General features: G+C 51.8%; 20 protein-coding genes. 15 read left to right on the top strand and 5 right to left on the bottom strand.

The features are described from left to right. The first annotated feature begins 48 nt into the window (after positions 1–48). The 7 genes from FAES_RS28170 to FAES_RS28200 all read left to right on the top strand — a co-directional run bounded on the left by FAES_RS28170 (position 49) and on the right by FAES_RS28200 (position 7397). Complete coding sequence (locus tag FAES_RS28170) at positions 49–399, top strand: hypothetical protein (RefSeq protein WP_148289616.1); 351 nt, start codon at positions 49–51, stop codon at positions 397–399. A 6-nt stretch (positions 400–405) separates the two neighbouring features. Next, complete coding sequence (locus tag FAES_RS28175; protein WP_015056696.1) at positions 406–2712, top strand: TonB-dependent receptor; 2307 nt, start codon at positions 406–408, stop codon at positions 2710–2712. 1 nt (position 2713) lies between these two features. Further along, a complete protein-coding gene (locus FAES_RS28180) occupies positions 2714–3610 on the top strand; it encodes a DUF4249 family protein (protein WP_158408821.1) in 897 nt (298 codons plus the stop codon). A gap of 68 nt (positions 3611–3678) precedes the next feature. Further along, positions 3679–4416, top strand: a complete 738-nt coding sequence (locus FAES_RS28185) for a phosphatase PAP2 family protein (protein ID WP_148289617.1) — start codon at positions 3679–3681, stop codon at positions 4414–4416. Positions 4417–4457: 41 nt separating this feature from the next. Then, the gene (locus FAES_RS28190; RefSeq protein WP_015056699.1) at positions 4458–5588 is read left to right on the top strand and encodes a tetratricopeptide repeat protein; all 1131 of its coding nucleotides are present in this window, start codon (positions 4458–4460) and stop codon (positions 5586–5588) included. Positions 5589–5591: 3 nt separating this feature from the next. After that, entirely contained in the window at positions 5592–6368 is a 777-nt protein-coding gene (locus tag FAES_RS28195; RefSeq protein WP_015056700.1) for a phosphatase PAP2 family protein, read from the top strand. After that, positions 6369–7397 (top strand): sulfite exporter TauE/SafE family protein, encoded by a 1029-nt coding sequence (locus FAES_RS28200; protein WP_015056701.1) that lies wholly within the window; start codon positions 6369–6371, stop codon positions 7395–7397. 42 nt (positions 7398–7439) lie between these two features. Here FAES_RS28200 and FAES_RS28205 read toward each other — a convergent pair whose 3' ends face one another. The 3 genes from FAES_RS28205 to FAES_RS28215 are packed head-to-tail and all read right to left on the bottom strand — an operon-like array spanning position 7440 to position 9367. Then, positions 7440–7829: a DMT family transporter gene (locus tag FAES_RS28205; protein WP_015056702.1), complete on the bottom strand. Its 390-nt coding sequence runs from the start codon at positions 7827–7829 to the stop codon at positions 7440–7442. Then, positions 7826–9052, bottom strand: coding sequence for a glycosyltransferase family protein (locus tag FAES_RS28210; RefSeq protein ID WP_148289618.1), 1227 nt, complete (start codon positions 9050–9052; stop codon positions 7826–7828). The genes FAES_RS28205 and FAES_RS28210 overlap by 4 nt, the downstream gene beginning before the upstream one ends. A gap of 27 nt (positions 9053–9079) precedes the next feature. Further along, positions 9080–9367, bottom strand: a complete 288-nt coding sequence (locus FAES_RS28215; RefSeq protein WP_015056704.1) for a hypothetical protein — start codon at positions 9365–9367, stop codon at positions 9080–9082. Positions 9368–9846: 479 nt separating this feature from the next. On the opposite strand from FAES_RS28215, the gene FAES_RS30260 reads away from it, so the two are divergent. The 5 genes from FAES_RS30260 to FAES_RS28240 all read left to right on the top strand — a co-directional run bounded on the left by FAES_RS30260 (position 9847) and on the right by FAES_RS28240 (position 12929). Then, a complete protein-coding gene (locus tag FAES_RS30260) occupies positions 9847–10476 on the top strand; it encodes a hypothetical protein (protein ID WP_148289619.1) in 630 nt (209 codons plus the stop codon). A gap of 116 nt (positions 10477–10592) precedes the next feature. Continuing rightward, positions 10593–10877, top strand: coding sequence for a helix-turn-helix domain-containing protein (locus FAES_RS28225; protein ID WP_015056705.1), 285 nt, complete (start codon positions 10593–10595; stop codon positions 10875–10877). A gap of 217 nt (positions 10878–11094) precedes the next feature. Then, complete coding sequence (locus FAES_RS28230) at positions 11095–11364, top strand: hypothetical protein (RefSeq protein ID WP_015056706.1); 270 nt, start codon at positions 11095–11097, stop codon at positions 11362–11364. 20 nt (positions 11365–11384) lie between these two features. Continuing rightward, positions 11385–11702, top strand: coding sequence for a hypothetical protein (locus FAES_RS28235; RefSeq protein WP_041259690.1), 318 nt, complete (start codon positions 11385–11387; stop codon positions 11700–11702). 228 nt (positions 11703–11930) lie between these two features. Then, the gene (locus FAES_RS28240; protein WP_015056708.1) at positions 11931–12929 is read left to right on the top strand and encodes a hypothetical protein; all 999 of its coding nucleotides are present in this window, start codon (positions 11931–11933) and stop codon (positions 12927–12929) included. Positions 12930–13015: 86 nt separating this feature from the next. Here the strand turns inward: FAES_RS28240 and FAES_RS28245 are convergent, their stop codons facing one another. Both FAES_RS28245 and FAES_RS28250 read right to left on the bottom strand, forming a co-directional pair. Further along, positions 13016–15187 carry a YWFCY domain-containing protein gene (locus FAES_RS28245; RefSeq protein ID WP_065814319.1) on the bottom strand — a complete coding sequence of 724 codons (2172 nt, stop codon included), beginning with the start codon at positions 15185–15187 and terminating at the stop codon, positions 13016–13018. A gap of 23 nt (positions 15188–15210) precedes the next feature. After that, positions 15211–15714, bottom strand: coding sequence for a M23 family metallopeptidase (locus FAES_RS28250; RefSeq protein WP_229364589.1), 504 nt, complete (start codon positions 15712–15714; stop codon positions 15211–15213). A gap of 279 nt (positions 15715–15993) precedes the next feature. Here FAES_RS28250 and FAES_RS29850 point away from each other — a divergent pair, with 279 nt between their 5' ends. Genes FAES_RS29850 through FAES_RS28260 form a run of 3 tightly spaced genes read left to right on the top strand, consistent with a single transcriptional unit; the run spans position 15994 to position 19399 of the window. Then, positions 15994–16338 carry a hypothetical protein gene (locus FAES_RS29850; RefSeq protein WP_015056711.1) on the top strand — a complete coding sequence of 115 codons (345 nt, stop codon included), beginning with the start codon at positions 15994–15996 and terminating at the stop codon, positions 16336–16338. An 11-nt stretch (positions 16339–16349) separates the two neighbouring features. Further along, positions 16350–16634 carry a hypothetical protein gene (locus tag FAES_RS28255; RefSeq protein ID WP_015056712.1) on the top strand — a complete coding sequence of 95 codons (285 nt, stop codon included), beginning with the start codon at positions 16350–16352 and terminating at the stop codon, positions 16632–16634. Positions 16635–16645: 11 nt separating this feature from the next. Next, entirely contained in the window at positions 16646–19399 is a 2754-nt protein-coding gene (locus FAES_RS28260; protein WP_015056713.1) for a toprim domain-containing protein, read from the top strand. Positions 19400–19437 lie beyond the last annotated feature (38 nt).

The following is a 19437-nucleotide window of genomic DNA, read 5'->3' on the forward strand; positions in this document are numbered from 1 at the left end:
GAGCGGGCCGGTTCCCGCCATGTACTTCATGCTTCGTACCCGGCGACCATGACCTTTACCATACGAACCCTACGGCACATCCTGCACCGGCAAGCAGGTCTTGCACCCTGGCACGTCCACCTATTCAGCGACTTTCGCCGGGACCTCGGCCTGACCGATGCAGAGATTGGTCTGGTTCTGGACGAAATAGGTCAGCTCACAGGCTTGACGTTTCCTGTCGATACGGCTAAACATCTGACGGATGTGTTTGACCTGCTCATCCATGTTATTCTTCGGTTGCCCGAAACCTACGATGCTGAGCACTACTACGGGCCATTGCCTGCTCAATTCACAGATAGATTACCGTTGACTAATTACGCCCCGACGCTCATTGCGTTTGGTGCTGTTCATCTGAACTAATCGCTCATGCGTTTTCTACTTTTAAGTCTGTGGCTGCTGCCTTCCCTGTTGCTGGCTCAGTCGCGTGTTACCGTGAGTGGGTATGTGCGTGATGCCCGGACAGGCGAAGCGTTGATTGGTGCCACCGTGTATGCTCCGCTGCAAAAGGTCGGGGCACAGGCCAATGCCTACGGGTACTATTCGCTCAGTCTGCCCCAAACTGCCGATACCATTCGGGTGCAGGCCAGCTTTATTGGTTACGCAACCCGCGTTGAGAAGCTAACAACCCGAACAAATCAGAGCGTTACCATCTCGTTGACAGCCGAGGGTCAGCAGTTGAACGAAGTGGTGGTTCAGGCCACGGCCAATGACGATCATGTGCAACGCCCACAGCTATCGGCCATCAACGTACCGATGAAGCAGATTCGCACCCTGCCCATGATTGCCGGGGAGCGCGACGTGCTAAAGGTCATCCAGTTTTTGCCGGGGGTGCAGTCGGGCAACGAAGGGACAACGGGTTTCTTCGTGCGCGGGGGCAACATCGACCAGAATTTAGTGCTGCTCGACGAGGCCACCGTTTACAACCCCAACCACTTATTCGGCCTGTTCAGTACGTTCAACGTGAACGCTCTCAACAGCGTCAACCTCATTAAAGGCGGTTTCCCGGCGCAGTACGGTGGGCGACTTTCGTCGGTGCTGGACATTACCATGCGCGAAGGCAACCGCTACAAATTCAGTGGGGAAGGGGGCATTGGCCTGATTTCATCCAATCTGACGCTTGAAGGGCCGTTGCAACGGGGTAAATCATCATTTATCGTGTCAGCCCGTCGCAGTTACATTGATCTGCTGCTAAAACCGTTTCAAAGCGGGGGCAACAGTACCAACTATTCCCTCTACGACCTGAACGCCAAGCTCAACTACGAACTGGGCAAGCGTGACCACCTGTTCGTCAGCCTCTTCAACGGGCAGGATCGGGCCGCCTTTACCGGAGCCAGCAGCCTTAATTACGGTATCGGTTTTGGCAACCGCACGGCTACGCTCCGTTGGAATCACCTGTTGGGCCAAAAGGTGTTTGTCAATACTTCGCTGCTTTATAACGATTACCACCTGTCGTTGTCCACTACGCAGGGTAACTACTACGCGCTTCTCTACACGGGTATTCGGGATTGGTCGGCCAAGTCGATGCTGGAATGGTATCCCTCCCCGACTCATCAGATAAGAGCGGGTGCCCAATGGACCGAACACCGGTTTGCGCCCGCGTCGTACTCGGCAAAGGTGCCGAAGAAAGGAAACCCGTTGACGTTGCAGCCCGACAGCCTGCGCTATAATTACGCCCATGAATCAGCTTTTTTCGTCAATGATGAGTGGCGGCTATCCGACAAGGTGGCTGTCAGCATAGGGCTTCGTGCCCCGGTCTATTCAGCAGGTGGCACTACGTATGCGCGGCTCGAACCCCGCCTAACCGCTAAATACGCCTTCTCGCCCCAGTTATCGCTAAAAGCTGCCTATACGGAGATGAACCAGTTTCTTCATCTGGTGCCGAATAGCACGGCCTCCCTGCCTACCGACATTTGGGTGAGTAGCAGCCCAATTGTGAAGCCGCAATTTAGCCGACAAGTAGCGATGGGCCTGTTTCAAAGCCTACAAGGCAACCTCTACGAGATCAGTCTGGAAGCGTACTACAAAACGATGCAGAATCAGGTGCTTTTCAAGCAGGGAACGCAACTGCTTTTTGATACCAGCATTGATACACAACTCACCTTTGGCCGGGGTGAATCATACGGACTGGAAGTGTTTGTGCGTAAAAATCCGGGGGGGCAGGCACTCAGTCGGTTAAGCGGCTGGCTGGCTTATACCCTCTCGAAGACAACCCAGACCTTCGCGGATTTGAACTATGGACAACCGTTTCCGTTCACCTACGACCGTCGGCACGTACTGTCGGTAGTGGGTACGTATGAACTGAGTCCGCGCTGGGTCTTATCGGCCAACTTTGTCTTCAACAGCGGTGGAGCCTATACGCTACCTGCCGGTCGAGTGCCGGTGTACGGTGACGGTAGCCTGTACGATGGCACGTACTACGATTATACCAGCCGCAACAATGCCCGGTTCCGGGCCTACAATCGGCTCGACCTGAGTGCGATTTATCGTAAAAAGCGGCATTTGGGAAAGAAGGCGTATGAATCGGAGTGGGTGTTCAGTGCTTATAACGTTTACAGTCGGCTCAACCCCTATTTCATTTATCTAACCACCGACCCGACCACCAAACAGCCCCAGGCGCGGCAGGTGTCGCTGTTGCCTATCATCCCCGGCGTGAGCTATAATGTTAAATTCTGAGATGAAACCGATTCAACTCTCCCTATTGCTTATTTGTCTGGCGTTGCTGGTCGGTTGTGACCGGGTTATCACGGTAGCTCCGGTGCCTTACGACGGAGCAGTCAGCATCCAGAGCCTGATTACACCGGGTCAGGTCGCCACGGCTTATATCTTCCGGGCGGTTCCGTATTTTGATGCGAGCATATCGAGCAATCAACTGGTTGCTCGCACGGCTGTCGTTACCCTGACCAATGCAGAAAACCGCGAAACCCTCCGCTTAGATTCTACTTTCAACGCAGTGCGTTGCGAATATGACTACTATTTCAAGGGTCAGCGTCCCGTGCGGGCAGGCCAAACCTATACGCTGACGGTGCAGGTAAATGGGCAGACGTTTACCGCGTCGGCTACAACCACGCAACGCAAAGCAACAATCGACAGCGTTGGCTATACGTCCTCATACCGTGACGTGTATGGCGAACATGAGGGTGTGCTGGTCACCTTCACCGATCCAGTCGGCGTAGGCGACTATTACCGCTATCAGATGAACCGCGTTATTCCCGACACCGTCATTCGGGCCGAAACGGTGATTAGTCCGTGCTCGATTGGTAAAACCACGTATGTGCAGGAAGTAGGCCGTTCGGTGTACGATGACCGCAATTCGGATGGCACCCGGCAACAAATTGCCGTAGAACCGGCCTTCAAGCATAAACAGGGTCAGGTAGCCTATATCAAACTCCTGACCATTGACCGTAACATCTTCCAGTTCTACGATAACCTCGACCGGCAGAAGTTGGCCCAGTTCAACCCCTTTGTCGAACCTGTGTACCTGACTAAACCCGGCCAGTTTGGTGCCGGGGCCGTTGGTGTCTTTGGTGCCTATGCAGTTTCAGACTCTGTACGGTTTGTGTACCCGGAGTAATGTCAGGCGTTCAGCTTTCCTACAGAATCACGGGCTATTCTTGCCCGATGATGTATTTGTTCAACGCTATGAATTTGTCGCCAGTTGAAAAGCCGGGGCAACGCTGGCACCCCCGGCTATTGTGGGTACTTATTTTTACCGGCTGGACGCTACAGGGTGCGGCTCAGTCCGATTCGTTGTTGAGCGAGTCGCCGTACCACGCGCCCCGGCTGTCAATTACCCGGTTAGTAGTTCCCTCCGCGTTCATCGGCACCGGGATTTATACGCTTTCGGATAACCACGCCTTCAACCGGTTTCGGGTACGTGGCGAGATTCAGGACCACATCCATGGGTACCGTACCCACCTCGACGATTACCTGGCCTATGGCCCCAGTGCGTTGCTGACCGGGCTGACGGTTGCTGGCGTGGAGGGCCGCTCTACGCCATTCGACCGGGCGGGTTTGTGGTTAACGGCCAACGCCATAGCGGGGGCCCTTACGTTCGGTTTAAAACACACCACCGGGTATGTTCGGCCCGACGGCTCTAACAACCAATCGTTTCCTTCGGGCCACACGTCGTTTGCCTTTGCCGGAGCGGGTGTACTCGACCGCGAGTTTGGTCGAACCAACGTACTGATTCCGGTAGCCGGGTACGCGATGGCAGGCTCGACGGGGTATCTCCGCATGGTGAATGACAAACACTGGATTTCGGATGTTCTCGTGGGGGCCGGTATTGGATTGCTATCCGCCGAAGCCGCCTACCACGTCTATCCGTGGGTTAAACGAAAACTGACCCGCCGTCGAAACCGACATGCGCTGTCCAACTAAGTGCGGCCCGGTTGGCACGGGCCTTTTTATATACCAACGTTATGGAGCGATTTACGCTGATTCACAAACGCCTGTATTTACTGCTCGGTTGCTGGTGGCTCTGGACCGGCAGTGGGGTTGCTCAGTCGGCTGGTTCGGGTACGATGGCCGCGCAGCAAGCCCTGGTTAGGCAGTCCCTTCAGGCAGTCTATAACAATAATCCGGGACTGGCGGACAAGCTGCTGAAGCAGTTGGATCAGCGAACGGCGCACCATCCCGCCGTGGATTTGCTCCGGGCGGTACGGCTGCACTGGCAGTGGTTTCCCGCCCGGACGGACGACCGATTACGGGGCCAGTTGGTGAACCTGCTCGAAAAAACGGCGGACGAAACGCAAGCCCAGCTTGACAAACGGCCCGACGATCCCGAACTGATATTCACCTATTTTACCACGGAAGCTATGCTAACGCGGATGGCGTATTTCGACCATCAGACAATTAAGTCGGTTGGATATGCCAAGAAAGCCTACAGTTATCTCCAGAAAGGTCGGGCTTATCGCCAACAGTATCCCGACTTTAGCCTGTCTTCGGGTCTGTACGATTACTACCGGGAAGAATACCCAGAACTACACCCCGTGTACAAGCCCCTGGTCTGGTTTATGCGATCCGGCGATAAGCAGAATGGGCTGGCTCAATTGGTTATCGCGTCCCGGCAATCGCTGTTCTCGCAGGTGGAAGCCACACTGTATCTGACGCACATTCTGGCCGATTACGAGAACCGCGCCCCCGAAGCCCTGCCTTATCTGGCTCAGTTAGCCAGGCAGTATCCCGACAATTTGTTCTTTGCCGGGCGTTACGCCGAAGTGTTGCTCCATGCGGGGCGGCTGGCGCAGGCGGCTCCACTGATCGACAGTTTGCAGACCAGCCAATCTCCCTTTTATCAGCAGGTAGGCCAATTATTGACCGCCCGGCTCAAACTGGCGCAGGGAGCTTTGCGGGAAGCGGATGCACTGGCACAAATCGTTTTACAAAAACCGCCTAAAGATGAGGCTTACCAGGCGTGGGCCTACGCCGTGCGGGCGCGGGTTGCGGCTCAGACAAATCAGCCGAAGCAGGCGCGTGTGTTTTATAAGAAAGTGCTCGACCTGGCTGAGTACCCCATTCTGAGCCGCGAAGCAAAGCAGTATTTAGAGTGAACAATGACTACTGACCAAATCCTCATCCGGTTGCGTAACCGTTTTGGCCGGTTAGCCCGTCGGTACCCCTCCGCTGCCGATTGGGTAGCCGCCCGGCTAACAACCGACCGGTTCAACGGCTTGCCCCTAACGGTCCTGGCTGGTTTGCTGTTGGTCAACGTAATGATCCTGTCCGAAGTAGCTGAAAACGTCGTCAACGCCGAGCCGATGGTTCAGGTAGATCTATGGTTTACCAAAACGCTCTTTCAGGCTCGTGGTACGGGGATGAGTACGTTTTTCTACGGCGTTACCTGGCTCGGCTCCTTACAAGCTACCCTTGGCTTTGCCCTTTTAGGCTCAATCCTGTTGCTTCGTCAGCATAAACGGAGAAACGTGTATATCCTCTGGTCGCTTATCGGTGGGGTAGCCATGTTCGTGCAGGTTGGTAAACGTACTTTTGTACGGGAACGCCCCTTACAGGTGGCATACTACCCGGAGACGGGCTACTCGTTTCCAAGTGGTCATTCCGCGACGGCCATGATCCTGTACGGTCTGCTGGCGTACTGGCTGATTCGAGGGCATCACTCTCGTTGGAGTCGGGCTGGTATTGGCATAGTCGCCGTTGGATTAATTCTAATGGTTGGGTTCAGTCGCATTTATTTGGGAGTTCACTTTCTGAGTGACGTGCTGGGCGGCTACCTGTTAGGGCTCTGCTGGCTGATTGTCGGCATCGTACTGACCGAATGGCAGCGAAGCAGCCGCTGGAATGAACAGTTCAAAAGACCCTCAAAACAAACGTGAATGGTTGCATCTGGTGTGCTATTATTTGGCTGTGCCTTGCTGGCGTTCTCGTTGAGTGCCGTTTGTGGCGGAGGGGCCGGTCTGCTGCTGCTGCCCGTGCTGGGGTCCATAGTACCCGGTGCACAGGTACCGGTAGCCCTGTCTGTGGGGACAGTTTCCAGCTCGGTTTCTCGAATCGTAGCCTTTTGGTCATCTATTCGGTGGGATGTCGTCATCTGGTTTGTTCCCCCGGCCTTGCCCGCCGTATGGCTGGGGGCTCGGCTGCTCAGCTACATCAATCCGCTATACCTCGAACTATTGATGGGTCTGTTTTTGATAGCCAACTTACCCTTGATTTTCCGGCCAACCGCCGAGTTAGAGTCTACTCACCCGCTTCCTAAAGGGTATTTGGCCCTCATCGGTGCTGGTGCAGGTTTCGTTTCCGGCCTGACGGGGGCCGTTGGCCTGTTGTTTAATCGGTTTTACCTCCGGTATGGCTTACAAAAAGAGGAGATCGTAGCGACTCGGGCTGCTAACGAAGTCTTACTGCATGTAGTGAAATTGGTCCTCTATGCTTCGTTCGGGCTGTTGACGGGCAAAGCGCTGACCTTTGGCGCGGTGATCGCCGGGGCTGCTCTGCTGTCTTCGTGGGGTATGAAATGGCTACTTCCCCGGCTGAGCGAAAGTTTGTTCAGACGAGTTGGTTATGCCGCTATGGTCGTGTCGGGATTGAGTTTGTTTACCGAAGCATCGGCGCAGGTCGTCAACAAGAATGGTATTGACATTAATTACGCGCCCTTCTCTGACGGTCTTGAAACCCAACTTCAGTGGCGTAAAAAATTATTCGCTTTGGAGTTTGAATACGATGAGGGTTTTGAATTTGAGCGCAGTATTGAGCTTTCCGAGCTGCCGCCAGATAAAAAGGCTCATGTTAACGCACTCAGCCGGGGAGCAGACAAAGTATTCTTAGAAGAAGTGTATGGCATCGACCGGCACAGTTATGAGGCTTATATCTTTCGGCGGGGAAAATTAGAAAAGTATGATTTTTAGAATGCACCCCTCCTACCGATGCTGACATTCTCAACTCGTTACTCAGTGAGCAGAACCGGCCCATTTCAGACCGACGATACCGACAATGATGACTAATCCAAAAAACAGTTCCGTCATCGACCAGCCAGCTTTTAACCACAGAACATCCGTCATTTTTAAGATAATTAACGAACTGGCCATCCAAACGGCAAAAGCCACCGCCGTTGGAATAGTCCGCATGGCGAGGGCCAGCAGCACCGAGTTAACGATGCCAGATACGATATAAACAATCCAGGGCAGCAGTACGGCCATGCCGCCGTCTGGGCGGTAGAGCGTTGACCAGCGCAGCGTTTTGAGAGCGGGCAGGTCAATGAATTTCAGAGAATATGTCCAGGCCATTTCACAAAAAGCGGCACCAAGCAGACAAAGCCACGACAGAGCGGTTGTTTTCATACGTGAGTTGAATCAGTGTCAGTAAATAACTTGCTGGGCTGAGTAAGCCGTTCCAGGGCAATCAGATAACGCCATTCGCCACTGGCGTACCAGCTTCTGAACCGGTGGCTTACCGACTGGTCATGAGTTGGCAGGTACGTTAGGAGTTGCCGAAGGTCAAAGCGATTATCAGCCAACCCCGCGCCCACCCGTTGGCCATCGAGTGCGTTGCAAGCCTGCTCGTAGTGATTGGGTTGTGGCATCATCAGTACTGGTTTCCCTAAGTAAAGGGCTTCACAAACGGATTCAAATCCGGCTGTTGTTACTACCGCCACGCAATGTCGCATGTACCTCAGATAGCGGGTGCCATCAATTCGATGAAAGAATAGTTGATTACCTACCTGCTCCTGGGCTTCCTGCGTCGAGGAGTTGAAGTAATGAACAATTATCTCCGGGTACTGCCGGTGCGCTGCCAGTACCTCACTCACCAGACCGGGTTGTGTAGTGTAAGCCAATATGTACGGACACGCGTCTGTTATCCTGCTCTGATTACAGCAGTCCGAAAGTTCCTGACGAAGCAGCGGAGGCATTACCCGCAATCGGCGCTCAGGTACGTCGTTTTGCTGATCGAACGACAGCCCGAAAAGCTCGGTAGCACCCCAACTGTTTAGGCGAACCAATGCCCTGAACAATAGCTTGTCGAGCCAACGGTTTTTGGGAAACGTGAACGTATCGTGAAATGCTAAACACTGATGACCCACGCAAACCATTGGGGTAGAAAGCCGGTGTAACCCATAGGTGAGTCCGCCCAGCAGCTCGAAAAAATTAACGACAATATCGGGCTTATGGGTCTGAATGGCCTCTTTGAGTTGGCGGACGCTCTGGCGGAAGGTTGGCAGTTGTTTGACGATACCCCAAATTGTCGTTTTCAAATCAAGGGCGTTGGTTTGCGGATCGTACACGAGTGCCGGCCCAGGCAGAGCGGTGATGGGGGCGGTAAACTGTTCGACAAAAAAAGCGGGAACAGGTCGCTCCTTTGCCACATTGACCCACGCTCCTATAACGTCATGACCAGCTTTCTGAAGTAATTGTGCTAACGAAACAGCCTGTGTCAAATGACCCCGGCCTTCGCCCTGCACGATGAACAAAAGGCGCATAATATACAAATCTTGTTTGGAGCCGTACAGCCAAACAGTTATGAGTTGTCGATGCGTGTAGTGAATGAAAAACGGGCCGGTTTTCACACCGGCCCGTTCGGGGGAAATAGATGACTACAGCTTTTCTTTTACGACAGCCGCGTCCTTCTTCACTTCATCCTTCAGGAGTTTTTTGTCGGCTTTGAAGGTGCGTTTGCGATCTGCTTTCAACGCTTGCCGGTCTCCGCGCAGTTTGTCGTCCTGGCGATCCGACTTCAATTCCTTTAGCGCAGCCTTGTCACTGGCTACGTTGGCTTTAGCCTCAGCGACTGCTTCTTTTTTACGTGCTTTGCCGCTTTGAGCCTGCACGTTCCCAGCAAAAAAGGCAGCGACTACAGCCACCACCAGCATTGTCTTTTTCATAACGATTTGGTTTAAAAACGTTGATTGTTGAATTGATAAGCCTTTCTACTCCGGGTTCCGGCTGAGCGATTTTGCCCAATCGATATTCATTTCGACTAATCAGAAGGTACACAGATAGTCATACGGAGCTATCGGTTTCTCCCGTTGCCTGCTTGAATAAAATTTTTCCGAAAGCGCAGGGCCCGTAATTGAAAATCGTCCCAAACGTAGAGGGAGATTCTGCCGCAAATCTGAAGAGAGAAATAGATCAGAGAAGAGCTCGGAGTGGATCGAAAGCAAATTCCCTTAGACTAAGCCACAACGAATAGGTCTGTTGCCAACCACAGATTTGCTTCAAGATTAGCCTCTACGTTTTGTTTTTGCCAGCACACCTCCTCTCAAAAAAAGCCGCCCCGTTTCGCTCCAAAGGCGGCTTTTTTTGAACCTGATTATTTCAGTACAGTGGCACACAACACCAAAAACATATTGATTCACCGACCATGAACACCATTTCACCGATTGGTCGAACGCATAAAGTAGTCAACCGAAAAAATGGTGACTGGGGGCTGTTGAGGACGTTTTTTGGCATACGAACAAGCTATAAAGTCAAGTTCGATTGCATCAAACGCCCGTCACCCCTGTGTATGTGTACTTTCTTTTCAACGCGCCCCCAAGAAATATGGCTATTAGGCTCCAGCATCGAGTCTGCCTACTCGTCCACATCAACGACCTCTCTCATCCATGACAACAATGATGTTCCGCTGCGGATGCGACGGGTGATGGATTGGAGACTGTTCAAGCAAGAAGCCCTTCCCTCCGCCTGGTTATATACCAGACGAATCGTCGTGCTCATAGACAGCAGCAGCTTGTCGCACGATGTAATTGCTGAGATAAGGCGCATACGGGAGCGAAATCCGCTGTTTACACCCATCATTTTCTTTGACCAGCCTGACCTTGGAAAGCTCATTCACACATTCAACAGTGATTTAGCCGGTTACTGCACCGCTGCTGATCCAGAGGTAGAACTATGTCATGCCGTTCGGGTCGTCAGCCAGGGGCGAAATTATTACAGTCAGGGCTTTTGTGGGATGTTGGAAAGTTATGGCTTCCCTATCAAACAGTTACAATAAGAACGTTGATTGAAAAAATTAAACAAAATAATATCTATTTAATTAGGTAGTATAATTAAATTCCCTCTTATTTGTGTGACAGGCAACATTCACACAATGCCACCTGCTCAAATGAGATGGAACAGAAACCTAAGCTCCTGTACGAAGATCTTCATGGCCTGCTCGAATTCCGGGGTATCAAGCAAGGCAAGATCGCGGAGGTCATGAAGATGTCGTATAACAACTGGTACAAGACCAAGCAGAACAACCTGCGTAATCTGTCCATCAATGAGATCGACGAATTGGCTATGTTTCTGGAGTTACCGCCTGAACAGGTTTTTAGTTTGTGTTACGCTATTTATAAACGGGCGTGGTTCGAACGGCAAAACGAAGCCGTTGCTGCCGAGCCAACCACGCACTAAGCCATATTTTAAAGATGATACGCCCGCCTGCTGCGGGTTTTTTTATGTCGTTACTGGGATAACTCAAGGGGATTTTAAAATATCAGTCATCTAAATCAAAGAGGGTTTTATAGGATTAACGTATTGATATTCAGAATTTTATATGAATTTCCAAGGCCGTATCTTCAAGTAATGATTCGATTCTCTTCTCACTTATCCATCGAATCAGTCGGCCTTTATGATTTGTCATTGTAGTGTTGCCCGAACCCGATTAGCCATCGACAGCCGTATCAATCGCGACATTGTGGCGAATGCCCGCGAACAGGGTTTTACGTTTAGTGATCCCAACAAGGACTTCACTATCTGGAACACCATTGTTGAAGCAGATTTGGAAAATCCGGCGTATATGTGTTCTGCCGAGGTGGCTCATTGGCTGATGGGCAAAGCGATTGAAGCGACGTTGTTTCAGCTCTATCTGGCAAACCGTTCGACGTTGACTAACCAATAACACCTCAATTAGTAATTTCTATGGCAAAGTCCATGAACGGGTACGTTAATACCATCCATAATCAGATAGGAGGCATGGCTTTCTTTATGATGGGAGCTAAAAATTTCTGGTTCGACAATGATACCAACACGTTACGGTGGCAGATAGCCAACTCAAGCATTAAAAGCGTTAGCGTTTGTTATGACACATCGATTGACCTCTACGACGTTTCTTTTTTGACTGAGACGAAGACAACGATTTCAGAGATTGTCATTGAGCAGGTAGAGGTGAGCGAGTTACATGCTACCATCGAACGTATGACTGGCTTACGGCTCTCTCTGGCACGTACCTACGCTTAACTTAGGTTGTACATACATCATAATGAGGTCTTGAAGCGAGACCTAAAAGGTTGATTCCAACCTTAAAAAAATCAAGGGGTAGTTGGCAAAATAGCAAAAATGAAGTGGGTTGTAAAAGTAGTATGTTGTTGATTGTGAATTAGTTATGCTGTATTGAATTGGCTATTTTTATATCAGTAAACGGCCTGAAAGACAGGTCGGATTTAATCTCAAAACTTGCTGATAGCCATGCGTAAGGCCAATATCAACAACCAACTTCTTACCACCGATTCATGGGATACGATTTGCTTTCCTGTAAAATCTGTTCCCGCTCGTGACGTACTGCCCGACCCTTACCGCGTCGTGCCTACCGACCGGCAGCATTTCATTGTGGGTACTATGCCGAACGAGGAACGACAGATCTTTGCGGCTCAATCGCCCCGCTACTCGCTCATACCTAACTCCATTATCCGCGATGCCGTAACCGAGGTAACGGGTATTGAGCAGGACGTACATATCCGCTACAGCCGCAACGGTGAATATGCAATCAATATAATTCTGCCCGACGAAACGACGGTAGGCCCCAACGACGTTATACAACGGCAATTAACCTTTACCAACTCCTATACGGGTAAATCTCAATTCACTATTCAGGGAACGGAGATGAAGCGGGTACGGGAGCAAAAGGTACGGGTCGCCTTTTACCGGCAAATCTGCTCTAATGGCATGATGGGATGGGCCGACGACTTTGTGAGCCTTGACCAGTACCTTGATTGGCTCGTAACGGGTCAAACACCCGAAAAAGCCAAAGTAAAGGGCTTGGAGTGGGTCTATGAGAGTGCCGAGACGCTACGCGCGTACCAGCACATCTTTACCCACCGAGGTATCAATCTGAATCAGTTCCGGTCGTTCTTGGTCAATTTCTTACGTGACTTCCTACGGTACGCGCAGGATTGCCCCTCCCCCACCCAGGACGTATTTAAGGTGATGCAGGACACAGCCGTAACCGACCGCCAGGAAGCCGCCCAACTCGTGCGAAAAGTGGGCGTTTCGCAAAAATTGGTTGATGCTGCTTTGGAACGTATGGCTACCGAGGAATGCGTTTTGGGGTCAGGGCCGAATGCTTGGTTATTGTACAACGGCGTAAATCACGCGCTCTTTAACGGCAATTCGGGCTTAACGCTCCCCGCCCGGTATGCCCTCGATGAAAAAGTATTTCACGCCGTAACTGCTCACTACATTCTGTAGAAAGCAACTGACTGCCCTTAAAGGGCAGTCAGGAAGGAACAAAGGGGTAGGTAGAATGCTGAAAAATAGTCAAATAGATACGGATATTATTTCGCGTTACGCTCCTTAAACACAATGCCAAACTCAGCTACTTCAAAATCCACGAGAAGCTGAATATCTTCCTTTACGCGCTTATAATTGTCTTGAAGCAACTGGGTTTTAAAGCCCTGTCGTACTGCTGGTGTCAACTGCTCAGGATCGACCCCATAGACATCCTGAATGATTCTATTCAAGTCGAGCATGGGGGGCAGGCTATATGGCTTTTTCATTTGCTGCTCCTCCACCCCAATAAATGCCTTGAAGGTCTTCAAATCGAACTCCTCGCCAAAATTGTCTACGAACTGCCCGACGAACTCACCCTGCTTGAGCCGCGAGATTTTGGCTGCCGGAATCATCTCGGTGAGCTGCTGTGATACATTGATCGTCGTGTCGTTCTTCGAGTAGGTAATCGACTCCTTCGTCTGATTCGTTTTGCCAAAACGACGCGACAGCTTCTCCGCCGTTTCATACACGACTGTGCCTGCGAACACGTTTGCGCCGAGGTTCATGATAACCTTTGCTTCTTTCTCGCCATAGTCACGAGTCAATTGCTCGAAGTCCTGAATGCCCAGCCACGTAGCCACCTTGTTCGAGCGGGCCGTTGCGATGAGCATGTCCAATCCTTTCAAAAACATGGTTGGTAGTTCGTCCCAGAACAACGCCGATTTCAGCCGCCCTTTCCGATTAACCAATTTCATGAGCCGGGCCGTGTAAAGCGAAAACGCGGTGCCGTAAATAGCCGTCCGTTCGGGGTTATTGCCCGTGCAGAGGATTTTAGGATCGGCAGGGTTGTTGATGTCGAGCGTGAAGTCGGAGCCGGTCATCACCCAATACAGCGTTGGGGATGACAGCCGGGCCATCGGAATACGTACCGACGAAATTTGGCCTTCCAACTGTTCCATCGCACCCCCGTCGCGGGCATCAATGAAGGGTCTCACGTAAATCTCAACTTCCGGGTATCGCTCCATCAAGGCGAAAGTTTCGTCATAGCGTCGGTTAATGAACTCAAGCGTGTGGGGGAAGGTGCAGCACTGGGCCAGCCGGGCGTAGGCCGCCAGTACGTCCGGGTTTTGCTCATCGGCGGGTTTGGCCCGTTCTCGCTCGTGCAACACCCGATATTTCAAGCTGACGGTCCGCAGATACCAGAGTACTGATGTCAGAAAGTTAATCGCGCTTTCGGGGAAAAACTCCCCCTGTTTCTGCGCCCAGGTACGGTTCAGATTCAGCATCACGGTCTGAGCCGCTTCGTAAGCATCCATCACGTCGGTCATGCCGTCAGCATCAATCGGATTGCACCGATGCGAGTACTCGATGTCATCGAAGTTCAGAACGTAGAACTTGGGAATGATGGGGTCATTACGCCGTTTGCGCTCGGCCAACTGATCGGCGGGTGTCCAGGCATAGGTGTTCTCGGCAAGGGTTTTCCGATACGCGTTGTAGGCTTCCAGGGTCATGTCCGGGAACTTGAAGTCGTAAACGTAGGTCACGTACCCTTTGTAAATGCTTTGCCAAAGAGCCTGAATCAGCACCGCGAACGTCTTACCTGACCCCTGCAATCCTAACACGATCACGGATCGGAAAGGATTGATAATGTTCACCAGCCCCCGTCGCCAACCTCCTTTATACGCGTATAGAGTCTGAAAATGGATGGAGTACTCATTCTGCACCAGCGTTTCATTCTGAGGAAACTCCTCGTTCGTATCGTTAAAAATGTCATTTGGGCTTCGGGTGAACAGAATACGAGAGAGGTATTGCCCACCTTTGATCAACTGCATCGTACCCACCAGTGTTAACCCGATGTATAACACATCTATACCCAACGGCGCGATGAATGATTTGGCGTAGAGCAAAGGAATTGAACCGACGAACAGCAGCAGTCCCACCGACGCATACCGGAGTACCTGATGCCGCCCGATAGTGGGGTCAATCTTTCCCTTTGAGCCGACAGCATACAGGAACAACAGGAGCAGTACAAACGCCTTGCTGGTGAACGGACTATTGAATAAGCCCAAACGACTGTTTAACACGGATAGGAAATTATACAGATAGTTGCGTATCCAGCTAACTGAATAGATAAGCTCGTGGCAGAACCATAAGCAGTGTACTAACAGCAGCAGTACAGCCGCAATAATGAATAGTTCGACGGTCTGGGTGTGTCCCTCCCGTTCTTTGTTTGTCATCTCAGGCATGATACGGGTTGAGGTTACTGCGCCTTACCGACGCGACGAAGTTGCTGTTGATATTGATTGACAAATCGGATTGCCAAGACCAGATAGTCAGCGGGATTGACGGGTACGTTGTGCTTCAAGACACTGTAGTGAAGATGAACGCCGGTAGATCGTCCTGTGCTTCCAGTAATGCCCAACGTCTCCCCGATACGTACCTGTTGACCTACCTGCACCGACTGTAAGGCAAGGTGACCGTAAACGGTGTGGTATGAATTACCGTGATCTACCCGTACATACCGACCCAGGCTGCGGCTGTAGGCCACTGCTTCCACTTGTCCAGAAGCGGCTGCCCGAACGTACTGATTCGGTCCGGCGATGTCGATGCCATCGTGATGCCGTTGCGTATGTAGCGTGGGGTGGGTGCGTACCCCGAAACCAGACGAAATACGGTTGCCTGACCAATCGCCCAGCGGAGGCAGACAGGGAATCGACTGCGCCAATTCGGGCGAGTACGTAAACAGGACTGAATAAGCTTGCACCACCTGATCGGGTCGGGCCTCTCGTATCCAGGTACGTAGCGCATCGGTAGTAGCTACGCTGGTTTCAGCGCAACTATCCTTACAGCTATGGATTCTGCTCTGAATTATTGCCTTTGGGTATGTATATGCGCTGATTAACAGCGCAATACTAAAAAATGATAGTTGAAGTCTGCCACTTATATACATTGATTATTGCGGTTGTTGCATCAAAAATAATTCTTATTCTCAACAGAAATTTAATTAATTACAGTAATTTAGATAAAAAATTAAATAAAAGCAATGAAAAAATCTAATGCCGAAGACATATTGCTGACGCATCAACAGGCCAGTCGCTTAGTGAATCTGTTTGCGACATCGTTTGATGCGTGTCTCGATAATGGTCATTCTCGTGAGTTCAGTCAACCCGTTCACTGGCATCCAACTCTGACAGACATTCATCAGCAGGTCGTTCACCAAATCACACCCGTGCGGATTCAAGCGGAACACGTACCTGGCGACTCCTTCCCCACCCTAACACTTAGCCTGTTAGGAATACCCAGTCATACCCAAGTGCAGCAGCACGTATCTGTCGAGCGGCATTTGCCCAGTACGGATGTCATGCCGATTGTCAAACCTGCCGTGTAATCGTATCGTGTATGCAGTATCTCAACGCATTGGAAGCGCAGTGGGGGGCTGCGCGTATTCACCAGGCTATTCAGCCGCTCTTTATTGGCGACGGTGAGGAACCCGGCGACCCGCCTATCACCGTCCTTAATGCTTCGGTCAACGACCCTGATCTCTGGAACCACCTGAGTAGCGACGACCGGGAACGGCTGTATCTGGCGTTCATGGAACTCCAATATGACTTGACCGAACTCGCTGCCGATCTCCACCGGGTGGCCGAACCGGGCTTGGGTGGCTTTGAACTGGACACCTTATAATCCTTAACGTTGTGAAGCAAAAAGCACAAAATCGCGCTACCCGCGAGCAGTTGGCGATTCTTCGCCAATTGAACAAGGCAGGTGTTCGCTATGTAGCCTTTGGCGATTACGCCATGAATGCCATTGACCCCGCCCGGGCCATTGGCAACGTACAGCTTTGGGTAGAGCCGACGAAAGCCAATTTCGAGCGGCTCGACAAAGCCATTGGCGAAATGTACGGCCCTCGTGTTCTTACGCGCACCAAGCCGGAACATATCGACAATCCGCAACCCCGTAAGATGCTGACGTTGGGCGATGGCCCCCAGAAAGTGGGTTTGTATCCGGCGATCAATGGCTTTGGTGCCAATGAATTTGGCGAATTGTTTACCCGTGCCCAGACCAACCGGGCCGCACTCATCACGAACCGGGGCAAGCTCGATGGATCGGTGGCCTACCGGCAATTGGCCGTCCCTGACCTCTACCAGAATGTTCGTGAATCTACGGCTTACCACAAAGCCTGGAACATTCAAACGCTGGAGAAATACGCGGATGACAACCGCATTGACCTGAAGCCATTACGTAGCGAGAAGCCCGCCGATGCTCTTTCAGCCAGCACTCCAGGCCGTTCTGTTGTTCCCTCTGAAGCCAACAACGCCGAGAGAAACCCCAGCCCAGCCGCATCTCAATCGGAAACAAAGCCTCGTGGAGAGAAACTGGTTCGGGACTTCGATGCGATCAAACGCGAGCTTGACCTGGAGGTCGTTTTGCGCGACTACGGGTTTGTGCTGGACACCAAAAAATCGAAGCCCAGCGACGAGTGGCTTATTTATGAGCGTGGCGAGAAAGGGTCAAAAGAGCGATTGGCTGTGTACACCGGCGACAAATACGGCCAGAAGATGTTCGTAGACATGAACGATCAACGTGGCTGGCGGGGCGACGTGATCAAGTTCCTCGAACGAGTCGAGAACGGCATCTACCGCAATGTGTTCAAGGCCGTTGATCGCATCATGTCGTCGGCGGATTATGTGCTTGAAAAAAGCGTCACGGCTCCGCTCAAGCAGGTTAAGGAAAGCCTGATCGACACGAAGCTTCGAGAGAAGGACCTGCATAATCGATATAATATCGCTCCGCTTACCGATACGCGCTATCTGGAAGGTCGGTCGCTCCGTAAAGATGTCCTATCCTCCCCGGAGTTTGATGGCCGGATTCATAACATCGCCTACACGACGGAGAAGGGTACAACCCACCGCAATACTTCGTTTCCCATGTATGCCCAAGACGGTCATTTAGTGTCGATGGACATTCGGAATGAACGATTTAAGTCTTTCCCGGCGGGCGAACGGGGGGAGGCTATGTGGCACTCTAATCGGTTTTACGAATTAAAAATGCCGCTCGCCATGCATGACAAACCGGAACTTCCGGCGGGTACCATCGGTACGGTATTTCGGCATAGTGCAGACACCATTGCGTTTAACTTCGTGCAGGAAGGCCAGGCGAAGCAGGTGCAGCTACCACTGGAGTCGGCGCGGGGGGCGTTTCGGGAGGTGCCTGCTCAACGTATCCTGGTGGCCGAATCGGCCATTGATGCGCTCTCGTTCAAGCAACTGAACCCAGAGGCTGAGGGCGAGCGTCGATTTTATATGGCTACGGGGGGACAGCCGGGTAGCCGACAGATGGGCTTCATACAAAAGGTGCTCGACCGTAACCCGGAGGCCCAGTTCGTGATCGCCCAGGATGGCGACAACGCCGGCCTTCGCTTTGCCATTAATTACCTGGGACTGACGCACCCGGCAGCAGACCCAGCCCTTCGCGTTAAACCCGAAATAGTCTATTCTGGCCCGAACCTCCCTCCTAACCCACTGGCGAATGTACTGGGGCCAAAATTTGCTTTCGACCCGGCGATCAAATCGTTTGACGACGTACTCAAACGGTTCGATGTGGTTGATGGCACATTGTCAGAGGGCCATAAGCTTGCCATTAATCATCAGGCCCGGTTTAAAGAAATCATGCCCGACGACTACGTAAAGGTGTCGGTCGAGATGGTACAGTCAGTGATCCCCGCCTTTATGTATGCGAAGGCGTATGGCATCGAGTTGCCCGGCGAGTTAGGTCAGTTGGCGAAGTCGGAGTATATGCAAACGAAGGTGGGCAACGAGTTTCGCGTGGCGAGGGAACGAGCTATGATTTCCCCGGATGAAATGGAGCAGCGTATCCAAAACCACAAAGATGCCAAGCTGGAGAAGGACCTTTATTCTGGAGTCAATAAGCTGGAACTGGAACTTCGACAACCCATCCAGAGTAAAGGGCCGGATGATGATCAACAACGGAACGACGCGTTTTTGGGTCGTTTTCTGGACGAGATGAACCGCTTTACCAAGCAGTTCAATTACAACAATGACCCCAACGACAAAGAGAAACGGGTACAGGAATTTCAGCGCGAAACGCTCGTTGACCCCGATCAGAGGGAGGCAATCACCCGTACCCGCATCCACTTTCCCAACGACGGGCGGCTGCTGGTCAAAGCCCTGACCATGCTGACCGACGAAATTAATAGTCGGCAGGGGCAAGACCTTTACCAACTCGTGCGCCCTACCCGGCAACAGAAGGATCTGAACGACATTCTACAAAACCGTCAGGGTGAACCTCTCCCCGATTCAAGTCCCTTGAAAGTTGGTGCTCCGCCAGTCATCAAACCGCATACCGAACTGAAAGCCGAGCAAGCCGCTCGTCAAACCCCCGTTGAGACGGCGGCTGATTCTGCCAAAACTTTTCGAGCCAAAATTTAATCGCATTGTCGGGGCAGTACTCATTCAGTACTGCCCCG

Source organism: Fibrella aestuarina BUZ 2, from assembly GCF_000331105.1.
GTDB lineage: Bacteria > Bacteroidota > Bacteroidia > Cytophagales > Spirosomataceae > Fibrella > Fibrella aestuarina.

Excerpts from the sequence above, each read along its gene's own strand:
- FAES_RS28215 (WP_015056704.1), bottom strand. The coding sequence starts at position 9,367 with ATGAAAAAGACAATGCTGGTGGTGGCTGTAGTCGCTGCCTTTTTTGCT.
- FAES_RS29850 (WP_015056711.1), top strand. The coding sequence starts at position 15,994 with ATGAAAAAATCTAATGCCGAAGACATATTGCTGACGCATCAACAGGCC.
- FAES_RS30260 (WP_148289619.1), top strand. The coding sequence starts at position 9,847 with ATGAACACCATTTCACCGATTGGTCGAACGCATAAAGTAGTCAACCGA.
- FAES_RS28255 (WP_015056712.1), top strand. The coding sequence starts at position 16,350 with ATGCAGTATCTCAACGCATTGGAAGCGCAGTGGGGGGCTGCGCGTATT.
- FAES_RS28175 (WP_015056696.1), top strand. The coding sequence starts at position 406 with ATGCGTTTTCTACTTTTAAGTCTGTGGCTGCTGCCTTCCCTGTTGCTG.
- FAES_RS28205 (WP_015056702.1), bottom strand. The coding sequence starts at position 7,829 with ATGAAAACAACCGCTCTGTCGTGGCTTTGTCTGCTTGGTGCCGCTTTT.
- FAES_RS28200 (WP_015056701.1), top strand. The coding sequence starts at position 6,369 with ATGGTTGCATCTGGTGTGCTATTATTTGGCTGTGCCTTGCTGGCGTTC.
- FAES_RS28235 (WP_041259690.1), top strand. The coding sequence starts at position 11,385 with ATGGCAAAGTCCATGAACGGGTACGTTAATACCATCCATAATCAGATA.
- FAES_RS28225 (WP_015056705.1), top strand. The coding sequence starts at position 10,593 with ATGGAACAGAAACCTAAGCTCCTGTACGAAGATCTTCATGGCCTGCTC.
- FAES_RS28245 (WP_065814319.1), bottom strand. The coding sequence starts at position 15,187 with ATGACAAACAAAGAACGGGAGGGACACACCCAGACCGTCGAACTATTC.
- FAES_RS28180 (WP_158408821.1), top strand. The coding sequence starts at position 2,714 with ATGAAACCGATTCAACTCTCCCTATTGCTTATTTGTCTGGCGTTGCTG.
- FAES_RS28240 (WP_015056708.1), top strand. The coding sequence starts at position 11,931 with ATGCGTAAGGCCAATATCAACAACCAACTTCTTACCACCGATTCATGG.
- FAES_RS28185 (WP_148289617.1), top strand. The coding sequence starts at position 3,679 with ATGAATTTGTCGCCAGTTGAAAAGCCGGGGCAACGCTGGCACCCCCGG.
- FAES_RS28190 (WP_015056699.1), top strand. The coding sequence starts at position 4,458 with ATGGAGCGATTTACGCTGATTCACAAACGCCTGTATTTACTGCTCGGT.
- FAES_RS28195 (WP_015056700.1), top strand. The coding sequence starts at position 5,592 with ATGACTACTGACCAAATCCTCATCCGGTTGCGTAACCGTTTTGGCCGG.
- FAES_RS28230 (WP_015056706.1), top strand. The coding sequence starts at position 11,095 with ATGATTTGTCATTGTAGTGTTGCCCGAACCCGATTAGCCATCGACAGC.
- FAES_RS28170 (WP_148289616.1), top strand. The coding sequence starts at position 49 with ATGACCTTTACCATACGAACCCTACGGCACATCCTGCACCGGCAAGCA.